The sequence below is a fragment of the Sphingomonas sp. genome (assembly GCF_965200135.1).
GTDB lineage: Bacteria > Pseudomonadota > Alphaproteobacteria > Sphingomonadales > Sphingomonadaceae > Sphingomonas.
This window is the reverse complement of the sequence record NZ_CBDATK010000010.1, coordinates 1-14,730: the sequence shown is the minus strand read 5'-3', so window position 1 is coordinate 14,730 and position 14,730 is coordinate 1. Positions and strand designations below refer to the sequence as shown.

Genomic DNA, 14,730 nt, shown 5'->3' with positions numbered 1-14,730 from the left:
AGCGATGTCTGAAATCACACTCTCACCCGAACCGCGGCCGCTTGGCAAGAGCGGCCTGACCGTTTCGCCGCTCGCCTGGGGCATGTGGCGCTTCGGCAACTCCACCGTCGCGGACGGCAGGGCGCTGATCGAGGCGGCGCTGGGCGCAGGCATCACGCTGTTCGACACCGCCGACATCTATGGCTTCGAATCGGTACAAAAGGGCTTCGGCGATGCCGAGGCGCTGCTCGGCCGCGTCTTCGCCGAATCACCCGACCTGCGCGCGCGCATGGTGCTGGCCACCAAGGGCGGCATCACGCCGCCGGTGCCGTACGACTCGAGCCGCGACTATCTCACCGCCGCGCTCGACGCCTCGCTGCGCCGGCTCGGCGTCGATCACGTCGACCTCTATCAGGTTCACCGCCCCGACATCCTGACCCATCCCGAGGAGCTGGCCGCGACGCTCGACGCGATGGTCGCGAGCGGGAAGGTCGGCGCGATCGGCGTGTCGAACATGACCCGTCATCAGACCACCGCGCTCGCGTCGTTCCTGAAGACCCCGCTCGCCAGCCTGCAGCCGGAGTTCTCCCCGCTCCACCTCGACCCGATGGTCGACGGGCTGTTCGACCTCGCGATGGAGCGCGATTACGCCGTGCTCGCCTGGTCGCCGCTGGGCGGCGGCCGGCTCGGCGATCCCGCCACCCCGCGCGGCGTCGCGGTTGCCGACGCGCTGGATCACGCCGCGCGGCGTTGCGGCGTCGTCCGCGCCGCCGCCGCCTATAGCTGGATCATGGCGCATCCCGCGCGCCCGATCCCGATCGTCGGTACGCAACAGGCATGGCGCATCGCGGAGGCCGCCGACGCCTTCAAGGTCACCTGGACGCGGGCGCAATGGTACGACGTGCTGGTCGCCGCGCGCGGGGAGAAGCTGCCATGACCAGCCGCTTCCGTCCGCTCCCCGACGACGACGCCAGCCCGCTGCCCGACAATGACGCGCGCGGGCCCTGCGAGGTCAGCTGGTTCTCCGCACTTTGCGACGACGATTACGAGTTCCTCGGCGTCCCCGATCCGATGCTGCGCTCGTCGTGGGAGCATTGCCGCGACATCGTGCTCCAGGCCGAAACCGGAGGCTACGACAACATCCTGCTGCCGTCGGGCTATGCGCTCGGCATCGACACCACCGCCTTCGCCGCCGCGATCGCGCCGATGCTCAAGCGCCTCGCGCTGCTGATGGCGGTCCGCATCGGCGAGACCTGGCCGCCACAGCTCGCGCGCCAGATCGCCACCATCGACCGGCTGCTCGGGGGTCGCCTGACCGTCAACATCATCTCCTCGGACATGCCCGGCGAGACGCTCGCCAGCGCGCCACGCTACGCCCGCACCGTCGAGGCGATGCACATCCTGAAAGTCCTGCTGAACGGCGAGGCGCTCGATCACCAGGGCGAGTTCTGGCAGCTCAAGCTCGATCCCCCCGCGGTCCGCACCGTCTCGGGCAAGGCGCCGTTGCTCTATTTCGGCGGCCTCTCGCCCGACGCGCGCGAGGCGGCGGCGAAGGGCTGCGACGTCTTCCTGATGTGGCCCGACAAGGAAGAGGCGGTCGCCGCGATCATCGCCGACATGAAGGCGCGCGCCGCCAGGCGCGACCGCAGCCTGCGCTTCGGCTATCGCGCCCACGTCATCGTCCGCGATACTGAGGCGGAGGCGCGCACCTATGCCGACCGGCTGCTGTCGAAGCTCGACGCCCAGCAGGGCGCGGCGATCCGCGCCAAATCGCTCGATTCGGCGAGCGCCGGCGTCGCCGCGCAGGCCGCGCTGCGCGAGAACGCCGCCGACGACGGCTATGCGGAGGCGAATCTGTGGACCGGCGTCGGCCGTGCCCGCTCCGGCTGCGGCGCCGCGATCGTCGGCGACCCGGATCAGGTGCTCGCCAAGCTGAACCGCTACCGCGACATGGGAATCGAGGCGTTCATCCTCTCGGGCTACCCCCACGCGGCGGAAGCGGACCTGTTCGCGCGCCACGTGCTGCCCAAGCTGGACCACGCGCCGCTGGCACGGTGACGCTTTCGTCCGTCATGCCGACCCCGTTTCAGCATGACGGTCGGGCAAAGCGCGCACTCTCACCCCTCCGCTTCAGGGGAGGGGCAGGGGGTGGGGCGCCGCCGCAAGCGACCGGCCTGTCGGAGAGGCCCCACCCCAACCTCTCCCCCGAAGGGGAAGGGCTTGCTAGAGCGACATCGTGGATCAGCTAGACCCCCACTTCGCCTCGACCCTCACCCGCCGCCGCCTCATCGCCGCCGGCGCGCTGGGGGCGGCCGGCGTTGCCGTGGGACAGGGGGCAACCGGGCAGGGACCCGGCTTTCCCGGCAAGACCGGCCTCGTCACGCTGCGCGCCCGCCCGCCGCTGCTCGAAACCCCGCTCGGCCTGCTCGGCCGCGACGTGTTCACGCCCAACGACCGGTTCTTCGTCCGCTGGCACTGGGCCGACATCCCGACCGCCGTCGACGTCCGCACCTTTCGCCTCAGGGTCGGCGGCCATGTCGCCCACCCGCAGGCGCTGACGCTCGCCGACATCCTCGCGATGCCGCGCATCCAGCTCGCCGCGGTCAACCAGTGCTCGGGCAACTCGCGCAGCCTGGTCGGCCCGCGCGTCGCGGGCGCGCAATGGGGCCATGGCGCGATGGGCAACGCGCGCTGGGTCGGCGTGCCGCTCCGCCACATCCTCGACCGCGTCGGCGTCCGGCCCGGCGCGGTCGACGTCCGGTTCGGCGGCCTCGACAAGCCGCTGGTCCCGCAAGCACCCGACTTCCTCAAATCGCTCGCCGTCGACCACGCCCGCGACGGCGAGGTGATGGTCGCGTTTCAGATGAACGGCGAGCAACTGCCGCTCCTCAACGGTTTCCCGCTGCGGCTGATCGTGCCCGGCTGGTTCTCGACCTATTGGGTCAAGGCGCTCGACACGATCGAGGTCCTCGCCCGGCCTGACGACAATTTCTGGATGGCGAAGGCCTATCGCATCCCGACCGCACCGCACGCCACCGTCGTGCCGGGCGCGAAGGACTTCCCCACCGTGCCCATCAACGCGATGCCGCCGCGCTCGTGGGTGACCAGCCTCGATCCCGGCCAGACCGTCGCGTTCGAGCCGACCATCCCGATCGCCGGTCTGGCGCTCGGCGGCGCGCACGGTGTCGCGAAGGTCGACGTGTCGAGCGACGGGCGCCGCTGGTACAAGGCGGTGCTCGGCCCTGACCACGGCCGCTACTCCTTCCGCCGCTGGGATGCGCGCGTGCCGGTGGCGGGCCAGGGGCCGGTCCGGCTGATGAGCCGCTGCTGGAACACCGCCGGCGAGGTCCAGCCCTTCGCGCCCGTCTGGAACCCCGGCGGCTACGCGCGCAACCAGGTCGAGGTCACCACCATTGTCGCAGCCTAGGTTTCCGTTCGGCCTGCTCGGCTTCGGCGGCGTCGCGGCGGCGGCCGCGCTGCTGCTCGTGCTGGGCGCGCCGCGCGACCGTGGCGTGCCGCCGGTCCGCCCGACACCGTCGCCGCCGTCGCTCACCGCGAACGGCGTCACGCTCGCCTCGGTCGCGGAGACCTATCCGACCGACGACCTCGCGCTGCCCGCCGGCCCGCACCGCGACGCGGTCGAGGCCAATTGCACCAGCTGCCACTCGCCCGCGATGATCGTCAGCCAGCCGCCGCTGACCCGCGCGCAGTGGCAGGCGGAGGTCGAGAAGATGCAAAAGACCTACCACGCCCCGGTCGACCCGGCGGCGGTGCCGGGGATCGTGGCGTATCTGGAGGGATTGAGCGAGGCACCGCACTAAATCCTCCCCGCGAGCGGGGAGGTGGCAGCCCGTAGGGCTGACGGAGGGGGCGCGCCGCCTGGCGCAGCGCTCGTGGGGAGCCCCCTCCACCACCGCTGCGCGGCGGTCCCCCTCCGCGCGAGCGGGGAGGACTTACCGCCTCCTCACCACCCACCGCACCAGTCCCGCCGCCGCGATCACCGCCCAGGCGCTCTCGATCACGACCGCCGACCAGTTGAACGCCCCCGTCAGCGACACCAGCACCGCCACCGCCCCCACCAGATTGCACAGTAGCGCCGCCGGTCGCAGCGGATCGATCCGCCCGCTCACCGTCAGCGCATAGGCGGCGAGCATCAACAGCACGCCGACCATCCCGATCGCGTCGAGCAGGGTGAAGGAAGCCATCGTCGCGCCGTGCCCGCCCGCGCAACCTCGCGCAACCCGTGCGCGATTCCAGCTGGCAGCCCATCCCGATCCCCCGCGCTCGAAGATTGGCAGCCAGTGGCGCATGACCTCTCTCCCCGACGCGCTGACCGAGTGGCGCGAGGCGCCGCGCGTCCGCATCCTCAACGCAAATCCGCTCGCCGACTCCGCCCGCTACGTGCTGTGCTGGCTTCAGCAGGCATTGCGCGCGCGCGACAACCCGGTGATCGACGCCGCGATCCGCCTCGCCGACCACCTCGGCCTGCCGGTGCTCGTCTATCACGGCGTCCGCGAGGACTATCCCTACGCCTCGGACCGGCTGCACCGCTTCATCCTCGGCGCCAGCCGCGACCTCGAACGCGACTGCGCCGCGCGCGGCCTCGCCTGCGTCCAGTTCATCGACCGCGCCGCGCATCGCGAAAAGGGCCTCGTCTATCGCCTCGCCGTCGACGCGGCGGCGATGGTGCTGGAGGATCAGCCCGCCTTCGTCGCGCAGTGGCAGGCCGAACGCTTCGCCGCGAAGACGGACGCCGCCGTCCTCGCGGTCAACGCCGCTTGCGTCGTCCCGCCGCTGGCGCTGGATCAGGGGGTGAAGACGACTTCCGCCTTCCGCCGCCGGCATCAGGCGGTGCGCGAGGACTGGTACGACTGGACCGACGAGACGCCGACGCAGCCGCCTTATGCCGGTCCGCTACCCTTCGAACCGGATCGGTTGGCCGATGCGACCGACGCCGACCTCGACGCGCTCGTCGCCGCCTGTACGATCGACCACGCGCTGCCGCCGTCGGCGATGTTCCCCGCCACCCGCGCCGAGGTCGCCGCACGGCTCGATCGCCTGCGCACCGAGGTGCTGCCCGACTATGCCGAGGCGCGCCGCGAGGCCCGCCGTCCCGAAGGCGCCAGCGCGCTCTCGCCCTATCTCCACTTCGGCGTCGTCGGCCCGCGCGAGGTCGTGGCGGCGGTGCAGGCCGCCGATGTCTCCGCCGATACCCGCGCCAAGTTCCTCGACGAGCTGCTCACCTGGCGCGAGTGGTTCCACTACAAGGCGCGCTCGCTGCCCGTCCCCGAGCGCTACGACCGCGTCCCCGCCTGGGCGCAGCGCGAGCTGGACGAACACGCCGCCGACCCGCGCCCCGAACTCGAGTCCCTCACCGCGCTGGTTCGCGGCGAAACCGCCGACGAGGTCTGGAACGCCTGTCAGAAACAATATCTGGTCGACGGCTGGATGCACAACAACCTCCGCATGTATTGGAGCAAGCGCCTGATCGCGATGACCCCGACGCCCGAGGCCGGCTGGGCGACGGCGTGCTACCTCAACGACCGCCTCAGCCTCGATGGCCGCGACCCGTCGACCTACGGCAACATCGCCTGGGCGTTCGGCGACTCCCAGCCCGGCTATCGGCGCGGCCCGATCTTCGGCCTCGTCCCCACCCGCGTCGACAAGACGCTCCGCAAGGTCAACGGCGACGCCTGGTTCGCGAAAGGCGCGGCGAGGCCGGTGCCGGACCTGGACATTCCCGACGAACCGCCGGTGGACCCGTATCTGACGGGCCATCTCCCTCTCCCGCTTGCGGGAGAGGAACAGCCTGCGAAGCAGGCAGGGTGAGGGCCGGGCGCTAGATCGAACGCCGCCCGTCGCAGTCTGCGGGCCGCAATTAGGCTTCGCCTCCTGCGTCGAAGGCGGTGACGCTATCCGCCTCGCGCCAGCCGGTTTTCCTCGGCCGAGAACCCCGCCGCCGCCGGCACATCGGTCGCGAAATAGGCGACCCCCGTTCCGCTCGCCGGATCGACCCACAGCCCCGAGCGCAGGCCGTACGCCTCGCCCGCATGCCCGAGCCGCGGCCGCCCATCGCCGACCGGATCGTCGGCGCACGTCCCGGTCGAAGCGCGGGGGCTGGCGGTGAACGTCACCGCCAGCCCATAGCGGCAGTAAAAGCCGCCCTCGGTCACGCCGTTATGCCCGTCGAACATCCATAACGGGCGCTCCAGCAACGCGAACGTCACCGGCTTCAGCAACCGCACGCCGTCGACCTCGCCCCGACCGAGCAGCAGCCGCCCGACCGTCGCCAGATCGCGCATCGACACCCGCAGTCCTCCCTGCGGAGAGAAGATCGCGCCGTTCGCCCCCGCGCGCCACGTCGCCAGGTCGCACGACCCGTCGCGCGCCGGCGTCACCGGACACCGCGCGATCTCCGCCGGCGTATCCTTCACCGGCACCCCGTCGCGATACAGCACCACCGCCCGCGCCCGCGTCGCCGGCGCACAGCTCGCCCAATTGTAGCAGGCGTCCAGCCGCAACGGCCGCAGCACCAGCCGTGCCATCGACCGGTCGAACCGCTCCCCCGTCACGCGCTCCATCACCGCCGCGACGACCGGAAAATTGAAGTTGGTGTAGTGAAACCACGCCCCCGGCGCATGGCCGCTATCCCATGCCCGCGGATCGTCCAGCACGCCGTGCATCTCGGCGTCGAGCGGCAGGACGTAATCGATCGTGTCGGTCAGGCTCGACCGATGCGACAGCAACAATCGAAGCGTGATCGGCGCGTCGGGGAACGCCGGATTCCGCAACGACCACCCCAGATACCGCGACACGTCCGCGTCGAGGTCGAGCCGCCCCTGCTCCACCAGCCGCAAAACCGCGATCGCCACGAGCAGCTTCGACACCGACGCCACCCGCACGGGATCGTCGGCGGTGACGGACCGCCCGGTGTCATGATCGGCGAAGCCTTCGGCGCGAACCGAGATGACCCCGTCCCGATCGAACGCCACCCTGACGGCCGCCATCGGCGCGCGCGGTTGCTGCGCCGCGCCCGACGCACTCACGACAGCCGTCATCCCCGCGACCATTACCGTTTTCCGCGCGGCCACTACCGTCATCCCCGCGAAAGCGGGGACCCATCTCCCGACCCGCGCCGGGGCAAAGCCGCCCCGTCGACCGGCGCTGGCGTGAGGCCGGTCGGGTGCGCGCGAGTCCTTCGACAGCATGCCGCAGGCCGCGCCGCGCTTAGAAGCGCACTTCCGTCGTGACCGTGAACGAGCGCCCGCGCGGGTCCGCCACGCGCGGCTCCCACGAGCTGCCCGCGCCCGTGTTCGAGTCGTAGGTGATCGCGAACGGCGGGTCGGTGTCGAGCAGATTGCGGACGCCGAACGTCAGGTTGAAGTTTGGCGCGATCCGCACCCCCGCCGTCAGGTTGTAGAGCGTGTAGCTGTCGACGCGGGCATTATAGTCCGGTCGCGTCGCGCTGAGGTTCGGGCCGGTGAGCGAATTGGGCAGGCCGAAGTTGCGATAGCCGTCGCGATAGATCTGCGACAGGCTCAGCGTCACCGTGTCGTTGCTCCAGGTCACGAACGCATTGTGCTTCCACTTCAGCCCCAGGTCGCCGGCGAAAGTGAAGTTGCCGATCAGGCTCGGGCCATAGGGCTGCGTCGGCAGCAGCTTCTCGCGCTTCTTGAGCAGCCGCGTCCCGTCCAGCCCCAGCGACAGCACGCCGTCGCCCAGCTCGAACCCGCCGCGCACCGACACCTCCAGCCCCTGCGTCCGCCTGGACCCGATATTGTCCGACCGCAGGTCGATGACGGTGATCGTGCCCGCCGCGTTGCGCGTGAAGCGGTCGGGGAAGAACCGGTAATTCTGGTACAGCTGCGTCGCGGTCAGCGCGCCGATCGTGTTGTCGACCGCGATGTTCCAGAAATCGAGCGACGCGCTGAACCGGGGCGCGGGCGTGACCACAATGCCGACCGAATATTGATCGGACGTCTCCGGGCCCAGATTGGCGTTGCCGCCGGTCAGCGTGTCGGGCGTGATCGCCGCGCAGCCCGGCGTCACGTTGACGACGCCGCCGACCGGACAGGTGGTCGGATCGGTCTGGTTCGCGCCGGGGTTGGGCGACTGCGTCGTGCCGTTGAAGATCTGGTTGAACGTCGGCACGCGAAAGCCGGTGTTGTACGATCCGCGCACCAGCAGCCAGCTGGCCGGCGTGAACTTCGCCGTCACCTTCGGATTGGTGGTCGTGCCGAACCCGGTATAGTCGTCGACGCGCACCGCGCCGGTCAGCTCGAAGAACGAGAAGATCGGCACGCCCAGTTCGGCGTACGCCGCCTTCACGTCGCGATGGACCTCGTTCAGCGCGTTCACATTGTCGAACGCCGCGTTGAAGATGTCGGGCTGTGCCAGCGTCGCGGCGGTCGAGCCGTTGAACCGATAGCCCTCGCGCCGATAATCGACGCCCAGCGCCAGCTGCACGTCGCCGCCGGGCAGGTGGAACAGCTTGCCCGCAATCGAGCCGTCGAACTGCCGGACGTCGTAGCGCCCGCCGTACAGCACCGCGCCGCGCGCCGACACCGCCTCCAGCCCGGCGATCGCCTGTGGCGACTGGACGAGCGAGAAGGGGTTGATGATGCCGCTATTGAACAGCCCGACGATGCCGGGGGCGGTGGCGCCGGGCGCGGTCGGCGCGCGCGGGTCCGCCCCGCCGGTCACGGCGCCGGCGATCCCCGATCCCGCTGCCGCGGCGGCGTTCAGGAAGGTGCCGCGATACTGATAGCCGCTGCCCAGCACCGACGTGCTCTCGCTCTTCGCATAGGACGCGCCGACGCGGTAATCGAAGCCGAGCGCCAACGGCCCCTCCGCGCCGATGGCGGCGCGGAACGTCGTCGTGTCGGTGACATATTCGCGCGTGCCGCAGGCGATGCAGCGATAGCGGAACGCGATCGGCTTGCCGTAATTGCCCACCGCATCGACGGTGCGATCGCCGACCGCGCCGATCGCGGGGAACACCGCCGCGATCTGGTCATAGACCGAATTGTACGTCGCCGCGGTCAGGCCGTTGAGCGGATAGGCGATCGGCAGCGAGGTGTTGTTCGCCGAATACTGGTTCTCCGAAAAGCGCTTGGCGGAATGCGCGTCCGACCCCGTCACCTCCGCGAACAGCTCGTGCCGACCGAGCGCCACCGTGCCGCGCCCGTAATAGGTCAGCGTCTCGATCGGCTGTTGCAGCACCGCCGCGCGGCCGGTGTCATAGGCGCAGGCATAGCGCGCGCCCGGCGCGTTCCACAGCTGATAGTCATACGGCATGCCGCCGTCGAACGACGTACAGCCCGCGCCGCCCGGCAGGTTGAGCGGGTTGATGCCGCCGTCGGCCCGCGTTGCCGTGCCCGGCACCACCAAGCCACTTAGGTAAAGCGGGTTTGCCACGCAGTTGTTGGTTGCGACCGATCCGCTGGTACATTGGGTCGTGCCGCCGAGCAGCGTGCCGCCCTGCGTGATGCCGATCCCGGCGGCGGTCGGGTTGATCGGAAAGGCGGTCGCGATCGGCGTGCCGCGCGTGTCGATCGACAGTCCGCGATTGGGCTGATTGCCGTTCACGAAATCGCGATCGCGGCCGTACAGCGCGCCGTTCCACGACTTCGACGCGGAGAACATGATGTTGAAGCCCTGCTCGCGCAGGTTGCCGATACCGGCGGTGCCGGACACGCGATAGACCGGCGCGTCGCCCTGCTCGGTCTGGTCGGTAAAGGCGGTCAGGTCGACGCCGGTGAAGTCCTTGCGCGTGATGAAGTTGATGACGCCGCCGATCGCGTCGGTGCCATAGATCGCCGACGCGCCGTCCTTCAGCACTTCGACGCGGTCGATCGCCGCGAACGGGATCTGGTTCACGTCGACCGCTGAGCCGGTCAGTCCGTGCGCCGCGACCCGCCGCCCGTTGAGCAGCACCAGCGTCGCCGCCGATCCCTGCCCGCGCAGGTTCGCCGCCGACAGCCCGTTGGTGCCGCGTTGCGCGCCGCTCGTCACGTCCGAGTTCGACGCCAGGTTGTCCGCGCCGTTGCCGTTGGTCGACAGGAACGAGATCAATTGCTCGGGGCTGTTGATGCCCTCGCGCGACAGGTCCTGCGTGGTGATGATCTGCAGCGGCAACGCCGACTTGTTCGGGTCTTGCCGCAGTCGCGATCCGGTGACCAGCACCTCGCGCCCGCCCTCGTCGTCGCGACTGTCCGCCTGCGCCGGCGTCGCGCTCAGGTTCGCGCCCGTGTCCGGTGTCGCCGCGCCCGTCGGCGTGTCCGCGTTCGGCGTCGTTTGCGCCTGCGGCACCTGCGCGCCCGCCGCACCCGGCACCAACGCGGCCAATGCGACGCCCGCGAGGATAATCCCCTTGCTCATCATGAACCCCCGATTCTCCCGGTGCCTCCGTGATCGGTGGTCTCCGTTGATCGCAGTAAGCAACAGAAGGGCAGGCGAGCGCCAGCGAAAAATGACGGAGATATGACGGCAGGCACCGAACGGAACATGACGCCGGCGAAGGAACGTGCATCGACCCTTCATTCCGGCCACAGGCCGGGCCATCGCTTTCTGCCCGGCACCCGCTTGACCTCCACGCCCGCACCCTCGACCCTCGCCGCGATGGACCTGGCCCGCCCGCGCACGCGCCTGATGGCGCTATACGTTCTGCTCGGCTTTTCCGCCGGCCTGCCCTTCTACATGTTCTCCACGGTGCTCTCGGTGCGGCTCGCCGAGCATCGCGTCCCGCTCGCGATCATCGGCTTCTTCGCCTGGGTGCAGCTGCTGCCGACCTTCAAGTTCCTCTGGGCACCGCTGCTCGACCGCTACGCCGTGCCCGGTCTCGGCCGGTTCTGGGGCAAGCGCGTCGGCTGGATCATGCTCGCGCAGCTCGGCATCTGCACCAGCCTGCTCGCGATGGCGCTGACCACCGGCGACGTCAGCCTGCCGCTCACCGCGCTGTTCGCGACGCTGCTCGCCTTCTGGACGACGACGCTGGAGGTCGCCGCCGACGCCTGGCGGATCGAGCTGGCGCCGACGCCCGCCGCGCAGGGGCCGCTCACCGCCGCGAACCTGTGGGGTTACCGCAGCGCGATGGTCGCGGCGGGCAGCGGCGCGTTGCTGGTCGCCGACGCGCGCGGCTGGACCGCCTCGTATCTCGTCATCGCCGCCGGCGCCTTCGTCCCGCTGCCGATCCTCGTCGCGTTACGCCCGGAAGGGGAGGGCGGGGGGCGCCTCGTCGCCCTCGCCACCGGCCTCGTCGCAAGCCTCGCGATCCTCGTCGCCGCCGCGCTCGTCACCGCCGGCGTCGGCACCGCGCTCCTCGCCGCCGCCACCGGCCTCGGTATCGGCGCGGCGAGCAACGTCACCCCCTGGGTGCTCGGCCTCGCGATGCTGCCCTTCCTGCTGATGGCCGCCGCGCTGCCGCGCATCCGCCGCGCCGCCCCCGACTCGCGGCTCCGCACGTCGGCCGCGATCGGCCCGTACGTCGACTTCTTCTGGCGTTACGGCGCGCTCGCGATCGCGCTGATGGCGTTCGTGTCGGTGTACCGGATGGGTGACGTCCTCGCGCTCAACCTGTCCAAGCCGATGGTGCTCGGGCTGGGCTATACCAAGAGCGAGATCGGCTGGGCCGACGGCCTCGTCGCGCTCGCCGCCAGCATCGTCGGCGTCGGGATCGGCGGCTGGATGGTCACCCGCTGGCGCTGGAGCGTGACGCTGTCGCTCGCCGCGCTCTTCGCCGCGATCGGTAATCTCGGCTTCGTCTGGCTGGCGCACCAGCCGCGCGGGGTCGGCCTGCTTTATCTCGCCACCGCCGCCGATCAGTTCGGCAACGGCATGGCGGGCGCGGTGTTCGTCGTCTACCTGTCGATGCTCGTGAACCCGCGCTTCGCCGGCGCGCAATACGCCTTCCTGTCGGGCTTCGCGTTCCTGCTGCCGAGGCTGTTGGCGGGGGCGGGCGGCTCGATCGTCGCGCGGCTCGACGCGAGCGGCTATCGCGGCTTCGACCTGTTCTTCCTCGCCTCCGCCGTCATCAGCCTCGCCGCGATCCTGTTCCTGCCCGTCGTGCTGCGTGCCAAGGCGCGAACGGCATGATCGACCACGCTTTCGCCCCCGTCGCCGCCGCGCTGGCGTCCGGCGCGATCCCCGGTGCCGCGCTCGGCATCGTCACCGCCGACGGCCGCGTCGAGACCCGCGTCGCCGGTCACGCCGCGATCGAGCCGACGCCGGAGCCGCTCACCCCCGACCACTGGTTCGACCTCGCCTCGCTGACCAAGCCGATCTTCACCGCCACCGCGATCCTGACGCTGGCGAGGCAGGGCCGCCTCGACCTCGATCGCCCGCTCACCGACGCGATACCCGACCTGCGCCAATACGATCCCGCGGCGCCCGAGCGCCGCCTGACCTTCCGCCGGTGCCTCGCCCACGCGACGCACCTGCCCGCGGTCGAGCCGATCTACACCTACGGCAGCGACCCCGCGACGCTGCGCGCCTTCATCCTCCAGCGCGAATGGCGCAGCGGGCCGCCGGCCTATTCCGACATCAACTACCTGCTGCTCGGCATCGCGATCGAGCGCCTCACCGGCGCGCCGCTCGACCGGTGGCCGCTAGGCGACGGCCTGAGCTGGGGGGCGCCCCCCGGCCCCGCCGTCAGCACCGAACGCTGCACCTGGCGTGGCCGCGTGCTCCGCGGCGAGGTCCACGACGAGAACGCGTGGGCGCTCGGCGGCCGCGCCGGTCACGCCGGCCTGTTCGGCACGCTCGCCGGCGTCCTCGGCTTCGCGCAGGCTCTACTCGCCGACGCCCCGTGCGAGGTCCGGGACACGGTCCACGCCACGCGCACCTGCGGCTGGGACAAGGCGCACCCCGGCTGGCCCGGCAGCGACGCCTGCTCGCCCGGAACGATCGGCCACACCGGGTTCACCGGCACCGGCCTGTGGCTCGACTTCGACCGGGGGGTGGCCTGGACCCTCCTCACCAACCGCATCCACCCGACCCGGCATTCGGCGGCGGCGCAGTCGATCTTCGCACTTCGCTCGGCGGTGGGGGAGGCGGTGGTCTCGGCATTCGATGCGGGGCGTCCGCGAGACGTTGCTTTACCGTTCTCGTAAATTGGACGCGGGCTTGGGTTCGGCGATTGTCAGCTTGTGGTGGAAAGCGGACCTTGCGCCTCCCCTAGCGTAGGATGTCGACGTCAGGATCTGCCGCTGCAGCCTTGCCGGCCTGGAGTGCAATCTTGAAGATGCGTATCCAAAGAAGTAGTCGTCTGAAGAGTGACGGGGAGTACCGGCTTTCACGTCGGAGCAGATAGCTTTTCGCGAAAAGGTGTCCTTTTGCTGCTGCCGTGTCCAGCCATTCGACGCCGCGACAGACATCAACAGCTCCGCCCCGACCTTCCAGCATTTGCTTACCGAGCCAATACATGCAGGAAACATTACCTGCTTCCGCACCATACTGAAATGCGGTCCGCGCCTTTTCATCTTCGCCTAGATCCATCCATATCTGCCCTAAGCGGCGTTGCGCTTCATCACTGCCGTGGCTTGCAGCACAGTCATAGTAGAAGATGGCGTTTCTCAGATCAGATGATTCTAGATCGCCCCGTTCATAGAGGGCGCCGAGAGAAACCAGCGAATATATGGAACCTCTAGAGGCTACAGGCTCCAAGAGGCGGCGCGCTTCTTCGTAGTCACCCTGTTCTATTGCTAGATACGCCCGGAGCTCCTGATCGTAGTCTTCGATCGATCCGAGCATCGAGTCAGTGTCACCCAACTCGTGCCTCTCGTGGCTCATTAAGCGAGTTTAAAGGTCGTTGCCGATGTCCGCAAGGTATCGAAGACGGACGTGACGCGAATGTCCGCTATTGGGCGTGAACCGACTCCCGGACGCGCTTCTGATTCGCCGCCGCATTCGCCTTCAACGCTGCATCCATCGCCGCTGTCGCGCCCGCAACCCTCGGCACGTCGCCCGCGAACGCCGCTAACACCAGCCGCCGCCCGCTCACCGCGATCATACAGCCCGCCAGCGTGTTGGGCGCGTTGAGCACCTCGCCTTCGACACTGGCGCCCGGCCCCTCCGCCACACGGCGGCGCGTCAGGGTCGGCCGACGACCGCCTCAATTATAAGTCGGAAAGATGCTGTTCGGCTGCTTCATCGCCCGCTCCGCGACCTGCGCGAACGTCTCGCGGGTCATTTGTCCGAACCCCGGCATCCGGGCGAAGCGCCCGCCGTCTTCGGTCGCGCCGTCATAGCCGTTGAAGGCGACGCGCAGCGGATTGAACGCGCATGTCGCGTCCTTCAGCTTGAGCGTCAGCGCCTCCATGTCGTCGACCAGCCGCAGGATCTCGTCGCGGAACATGGGCACGTACCGATACATCGACGTCTCCGCGAGGCCGGGATTGCTCATCAGGATGGTCTCGTGGATCATCGAGCCGAGGCTTCGCAACGCCGCGGTCTGATGGTCGCCGCGAAACGACGTGCTGCCGTATTTCGACGACACGTACATGTTCGCCAGCATGATCGCGACCCACTCCTCGAAATTGTCGAAGCGGCCGAGCGCCGTGTGCTTCATCACGCCCAGCGTCGCGCGCGCGGCATGCACGATCTCGTGCAGTAGGACCGCGTCGGGCTGGGCGGCCGGCCCCGCCAGGCCGCGCAGCATCCGAAGCGAGACGAAGATCGTCGCGGCCGATCCCTTGCCGGTCGTGACCGCGTCGCGCCCACGAAAGCTGACCTGCGTGCCGGCGGCCTCGGCGT

General features: G+C 69.8%; 13 protein-coding genes. 7 read left to right on the top strand and 6 right to left on the bottom strand.

Going from position 1 to position 14,730, the window contains the following annotated elements; genetic code table 11:
• Positions 1-4: 4 nt before the first annotated feature.
• The 4 genes from ACOFKS_RS13005 to ACOFKS_RS12990 all read left to right on the top strand — a co-directional run bounded on the left by ACOFKS_RS13005 (position 5) and on the right by ACOFKS_RS12990 (position 3,800).
• On the top strand, positions 5-916 hold the full coding sequence (locus ACOFKS_RS13005) for an aldo/keto reductase (RefSeq protein WP_419809681.1): 912 nt from the start codon (positions 5-7) through the stop codon (positions 914-916).
• On the top strand, positions 913-2,037 hold the full coding sequence (locus ACOFKS_RS13000) for an LLM class flavin-dependent oxidoreductase (RefSeq protein WP_419809680.1): 1,125 nt from the start codon (positions 913-915) through the stop codon (positions 2,035-2,037). Before ACOFKS_RS13005 ends, ACOFKS_RS13000 begins: the two co-directional genes overlap by 4 nt.
• Positions 2,038-2,215: 178 nt before the next feature.
• Positions 2,216-3,406 carry a molybdopterin-dependent oxidoreductase gene (locus ACOFKS_RS12995; protein WP_419809679.1) on the top strand — a complete coding sequence of 397 codons (1,191 nt, stop codon included), beginning with the start codon at positions 2,216-2,218 and terminating at the stop codon, positions 3,404-3,406.
• The gene (locus tag ACOFKS_RS12990; RefSeq protein ID WP_419809678.1) at positions 3,393-3,800 is read left to right on the top strand and encodes a hypothetical protein; all 408 of its coding nucleotides are present in this window, start codon (positions 3,393-3,395) and stop codon (positions 3,798-3,800) included. The genes ACOFKS_RS12995 and ACOFKS_RS12990 overlap by 14 nt, the downstream gene beginning before the upstream one ends.
• A gap of 132 nt (positions 3,801-3,932) precedes the next feature.
• Here ACOFKS_RS12990 and ACOFKS_RS12985 read toward each other — a convergent pair whose 3' ends face one another.
• Positions 3,933-4,184, bottom strand: coding sequence for a CBU_0592 family membrane protein (locus tag ACOFKS_RS12985; protein WP_419809677.1), 252 nt, complete (start codon positions 4,182-4,184; stop codon positions 3,933-3,935).
• Positions 4,185-4,287: 103 nt separating this feature from the next.
• Here ACOFKS_RS12985 and ACOFKS_RS12980 point away from each other — a divergent pair, with 103 nt between their 5' ends.
• Positions 4,288-5,808: a deoxyribodipyrimidine photo-lyase gene (locus ACOFKS_RS12980; protein WP_419809676.1), complete on the top strand. Its 1,521-nt coding sequence runs from the start codon at positions 4,288-4,290 to the stop codon at positions 5,806-5,808.
• A gap of 83 nt (positions 5,809-5,891) precedes the next feature.
• On the opposite strand, the gene ACOFKS_RS12975 is transcribed toward ACOFKS_RS12980, so the two are convergent.
• Together ACOFKS_RS12975 and ACOFKS_RS12970 are read right to left on the bottom strand one after the other, a co-directional pair.
• Positions 5,892-7,070: a serine hydrolase domain-containing protein gene (locus ACOFKS_RS12975; protein WP_419809675.1), complete on the bottom strand. Its 1,179-nt coding sequence runs from the start codon at positions 7,068-7,070 to the stop codon at positions 5,892-5,894.
• 136 nt (positions 7,071-7,206) lie between these two features.
• A complete protein-coding gene (locus ACOFKS_RS12970) occupies positions 7,207-10,359 on the bottom strand; it encodes a TonB-dependent receptor domain-containing protein (RefSeq protein ID WP_419809674.1) in 3,153 nt (1,050 codons plus the stop codon).
• 240 nt (positions 10,360-10,599) lie between these two features.
• Between ACOFKS_RS12970 and ACOFKS_RS12965 the strand changes: the two genes are divergently transcribed.
• Together ACOFKS_RS12965 and ACOFKS_RS12960 are read left to right on the top strand one after the other, a co-directional pair.
• Positions 10,600-12,072, top strand: a complete 1,473-nt coding sequence (locus ACOFKS_RS12965) for a permease (protein WP_419809673.1) — start codon at positions 10,600-10,602, stop codon at positions 12,070-12,072.
• A complete protein-coding gene (locus tag ACOFKS_RS12960) occupies positions 12,069-13,088 on the top strand; it encodes a serine hydrolase domain-containing protein (protein WP_419809672.1) in 1,020 nt (339 codons plus the stop codon). The genes ACOFKS_RS12965 and ACOFKS_RS12960 overlap by 4 nt, the downstream gene beginning before the upstream one ends.
• A gap of 64 nt (positions 13,089-13,152) precedes the next feature.
• On the opposite strand, the gene ACOFKS_RS12955 is transcribed toward ACOFKS_RS12960, so the two are convergent.
• From ACOFKS_RS12955 to ACOFKS_RS12945, 3 genes are all read right to left on the bottom strand, one after another.
• Positions 13,153-13,746 (bottom strand): tetratricopeptide repeat protein, encoded by a 594-nt coding sequence (locus ACOFKS_RS12955; RefSeq protein WP_419809671.1) that lies wholly within the window; start codon positions 13,744-13,746, stop codon positions 13,153-13,155.
• Positions 13,747-13,834: 88 nt separating this feature from the next.
• On the bottom strand, positions 13,835-14,056 hold the full coding sequence (locus ACOFKS_RS12950; protein WP_419809670.1) for a hypothetical protein: 222 nt from the start codon (positions 14,054-14,056) through the stop codon (positions 13,835-13,837).
• 33 nt (positions 14,057-14,089) lie between these two features.
• The coding region (locus tag ACOFKS_RS12945) for a hypothetical protein (RefSeq protein ID WP_419809669.1) at positions 14,090-14,730 on the bottom strand (641 nt) is incomplete at its 5' end.

Coding starts and splice junctions, on each gene's coding strand:
- ACOFKS_RS13000 (WP_419809680.1), top strand. CDS start 913: ATGACCAGCCGCTTCCGTCCGCTCCCCGACGACGACGCCAGCCCGCTG.
- ACOFKS_RS12970 (WP_419809674.1), bottom strand. CDS start 10,359: ATGAGCAAGGGGATTATCCTCGCGGGCGTCGCATTGGCCGCGTTGGTG.
- ACOFKS_RS12985 (WP_419809677.1), bottom strand. CDS start 4,184: ATGGCTTCCTTCACCCTGCTCGACGCGATCGGGATGGTCGGCGTGCTG.
- ACOFKS_RS13005 (WP_419809681.1), top strand. CDS start 5: ATGTCTGAAATCACACTCTCACCCGAACCGCGGCCGCTTGGCAAGAGC.
- ACOFKS_RS12980 (WP_419809676.1), top strand. CDS start 4,288: ATGACCTCTCTCCCCGACGCGCTGACCGAGTGGCGCGAGGCGCCGCGC.
- ACOFKS_RS12960 (WP_419809672.1), top strand. CDS start 12,069: ATGATCGACCACGCTTTCGCCCCCGTCGCCGCCGCGCTGGCGTCCGGC.
- ACOFKS_RS12965 (WP_419809673.1), top strand. CDS start 10,600: ATGGACCTGGCCCGCCCGCGCACGCGCCTGATGGCGCTATACGTTCTG.